Genomic DNA, 3,217 nt, shown 5'->3' with positions numbered 1-3,217 from the left:
ATTATGCTCTTTAACAATCCGGAACAAGCTGAAAAATTGAAACAATCAATATTATCACCGAGGTAATATTGATGAGTCTCTCAGCCAAGCAACACGAAAATGTGAAGACGTTTTTGCGTGAGTTATGAGCGAGCAGTCCTCAGTTCGCGAAGGACGGAGCACAGCAAGCGGAGCATACATCAGTATGTGAGCATTGCGAGCACCGCCCGACAAAGAAATGAGGGGCGCGCAGCCATAACCCCACAGAAACACTCAGTCGAAACACCTTCGGGTTGTGAGGTTAAGCGAATAAGCGTACACGGTGGATGCCTAGGCAGTCAGAGGCGATGAAGGACGTGCTAATCTGCGATAAGCGCCGGTAAGGTGATATGAACCGTTATAACCGGCGATTTCCGAATGGGGAAACCCAGTGCAATTCGTTGCACTATCATTACCTGAATACATAGGGTAATGAAGCGAACCGGGAGAACTGAAACATCTAAGTACCCCGAGGAAAAGAAATCAAACGAGATTCCCCCAGTAGCGGCGAGCGAACGGGGAGCAGCCCAGGACCTTAATCAGCATCAGTGTTAAGAGAACAGTCTGGAAAGGCTGGCCACAGCAGGTGATAGCCCTGTATCTGAAAGCACTGGTGTTGTGAGTCCGATGAGTAAGGCGGGACACGTGTTATCCTGTCTGAATACGGGGGGACCATCCTCCAAGGCTAAATACTCCTGACTGACCGATAGTGAACCAGTACCGTGAGGGAAAGGCGAAAAGAACCCCGGCGAGGGGAGTGAAAAAGAACCTGAAACCGTGTACGTACAAGCAGTGGGAGCACCTTTATGGTGTGACTGCGTACCTTTTGTATAATGGGTCAGCGACTTATATTCTGTAGCAAGGTTAACCGAATAGGGGAGCCGCAGGGAAACCGAGTCTTAACTGGGCGAATTAGTTGCAGGGTATAGACCCGAAACCCGGTGATCTAGCCATGGGCAGGTTGAAGGTTGGGTAACACTAACTGGAGGACCGAACCGACTAATGTTGAAAAATTAGCGGATGACTTGTGGCTGGGGGTGAAAGGCCAATCAAACCGGGAGATAGCTGGTTCTCCCCGAAAGCTATTTAGGTAGCGCCTCGTGAATTCATCTCCGGGGGTAGAGCACTGTTTCGGCTAGGGGGTCATCCCGACTTACCAACCCGATGCAAACTGCGAATACCGGAGAATGTTATCACGGGAGACACACGGCGGGTGCTAACGTTCGTCGTGAAGAGGGAAACAACCCAGACCGCCGGCTAAGGTCCCAAAGTCATAATTAAGTGGGAAACGAAGTGGGAAGGCTCAGACAGCCAGGATGTTGGCTTAGAAGCAGCCATCATTTAAAGAAAGCGTAATAGCTCACTGGTCGAGTCGGCCTGCGCGGAAGATGTAACGGGGCTAAATTATGCACCGAAGCCGCGGCAGCGATATGTAAATATTGTTGGGTAGGGGAGCGTTCTGTAAGCCTGTGAAGGTGTGCTGTGAGGCATGCTGGAGGTATCAGAAGTGCGAATGCTGACATAAGTAACGATAATGCGGGTGAAAAACCCGCACGCCGGAAGACCAAGGGTTCCTGTCCAACGTTAATCGGGGCAGGGTGAGTCGACCCCTAAGGCGAGGCTGAAAAGCGTAGTCGATGGGCAACGGGTTAATATTCCCGTACTGGTGGTAACTGCGAAGGGGGGACGGAGAAAGCTAAATCATCCGGGCGACGGTTGTCCCGGTTTAAGCGTGCAGGTGGACTGACCAGGCAAATCCGGTCGGTTGTTAACACTGAGGCGTGACGACGAGCCACTACGGTGGTGAAGTGATTGATGCTCTGCTTCCGGGAAAAGCCTCTAAGCTCCAGGTTACCATTAATCGTACCCCAAACCGACACAGGTGGTCAGGTAGAGAATACTCAGGCGCTTGAGAGAACTCGGGTGAAGGAACTAGGCAAAATGGTGCCGTAACTTCGGGAGAAGGCACGCTGGCATTAGGTGAAGTGGTTTACCCATGGAGCTGAAGCCAGCCGCAGATACCAGCTGGCTGCAACTGTTTATTAAAAACACAGCACTGTGCAAACACGAAAGTGGACGTATACGGTGTGACGCCTGCCCGGTGCCGGAAGGTTAATTGATGAGGTTAGCGCAAGCGAAGCTTCTGATCGAAGCCCCGGTAAACGGCGGCCGTAACTATAACGGTCCTAAGGTAGCGAAATTCCTTGTCGGGTAAGTTCCGACCTGCACGAATGGCGTAATGATGGCCAGGCTGTCTCCACCCGAGACTCAGTGAAATTGAACTCGCTGTGAAGATGCAGTGTACCCGCGGCAAGACGGAAAGACCCCGTGAACCTTTACTATAGCTTGACACTGAACATTGAGCCTTGATGTGTAGGATAGGTGGGAGGCAACGAAGTGTGGACGCCAGTCTGCACGGAGCCATCCTTGAAATACCACCCTTTAACGTTTGATGTTCTAACCCGGGTCCATAATCTGGATCGGGGACCGTGTCTGGTGGGTAGTTTGACTGGGGCGGTCTCCTCCCAAAGAGTAACGGAGGAGCACGAAGGTTGGCTAAGCATGGTCGGACATCATGCGGTTAGTGCAAAGGCATAAGCCAGCTTGACTGCGAGAGTGACGGCTCGAGCAGGTACGAAAGTAGGTCTTAGTGATCCGGTGGTTCTGAATGGAAGGGCCATCGCTCAACGGATAAAAGGTACTCCGGGGATAACAGGCTGATACCGCCCAAGAGTTCATATCGACGGCGGTGTTTGGCACCTCGATGTCGGCTCATCACATCCTGGGGCTGAAGTAGGTCCCAAGGGTATGGCTGTTCGCCATTTAAAGTGGTACGCGAGCTGGGTTTAGAACGTCGTGAGACAGTTCGGTCCCTATCTGCCGTGGGCGCTGGAAGATTGAGAGGGGTTGCTCCTAGTACGAGAGGACCGGAGTGAACGCACCACTGGTGTACGGGTTGTGATGCCAATTGCATTGCCCGGTAGCTAAGTGCGGAAGAGATAACCGCTGAAAGCATCTAAGCGGGAAACTTGCCTCGAGATGAGTCTTCCCTGACCCTTTAAGGGTCCTGAAGGAACGTTTGAGACTAAGACGTTGATAGGCTGGGTGTGTAAGCGCAGCGATGCGTTGAGCTGACCAGTACTAATGAACCGTGAGGCTTAACCTGACAACACCGAAGGTGTTTTGAGTTGAGAGACGA

The 3,217-nt window shown here is 52.1% G+C and carries 1 rRNA gene; it reads left to right on the top strand.

Annotated elements, in window-relative coordinates:
* Positions 1 to 278 precede the first annotated feature (278 nt).
* A 23S ribosomal RNA gene (locus AB7038_RS18010) occupies positions 279 to 3,184 on the top strand.
* Positions 3,185 to 3,217 lie beyond the last annotated feature (33 nt).

This window comes from Morganella morganii, assembly GCF_041099235.1.
GTDB lineage: Bacteria > Pseudomonadota > Gammaproteobacteria > Enterobacterales > Enterobacteriaceae > Morganella > Morganella morganii_E.
The sequence above is the reverse complement of the archived record's forward strand: the minus strand, read 5'-3'. Positions and strand labels throughout refer to the sequence as shown.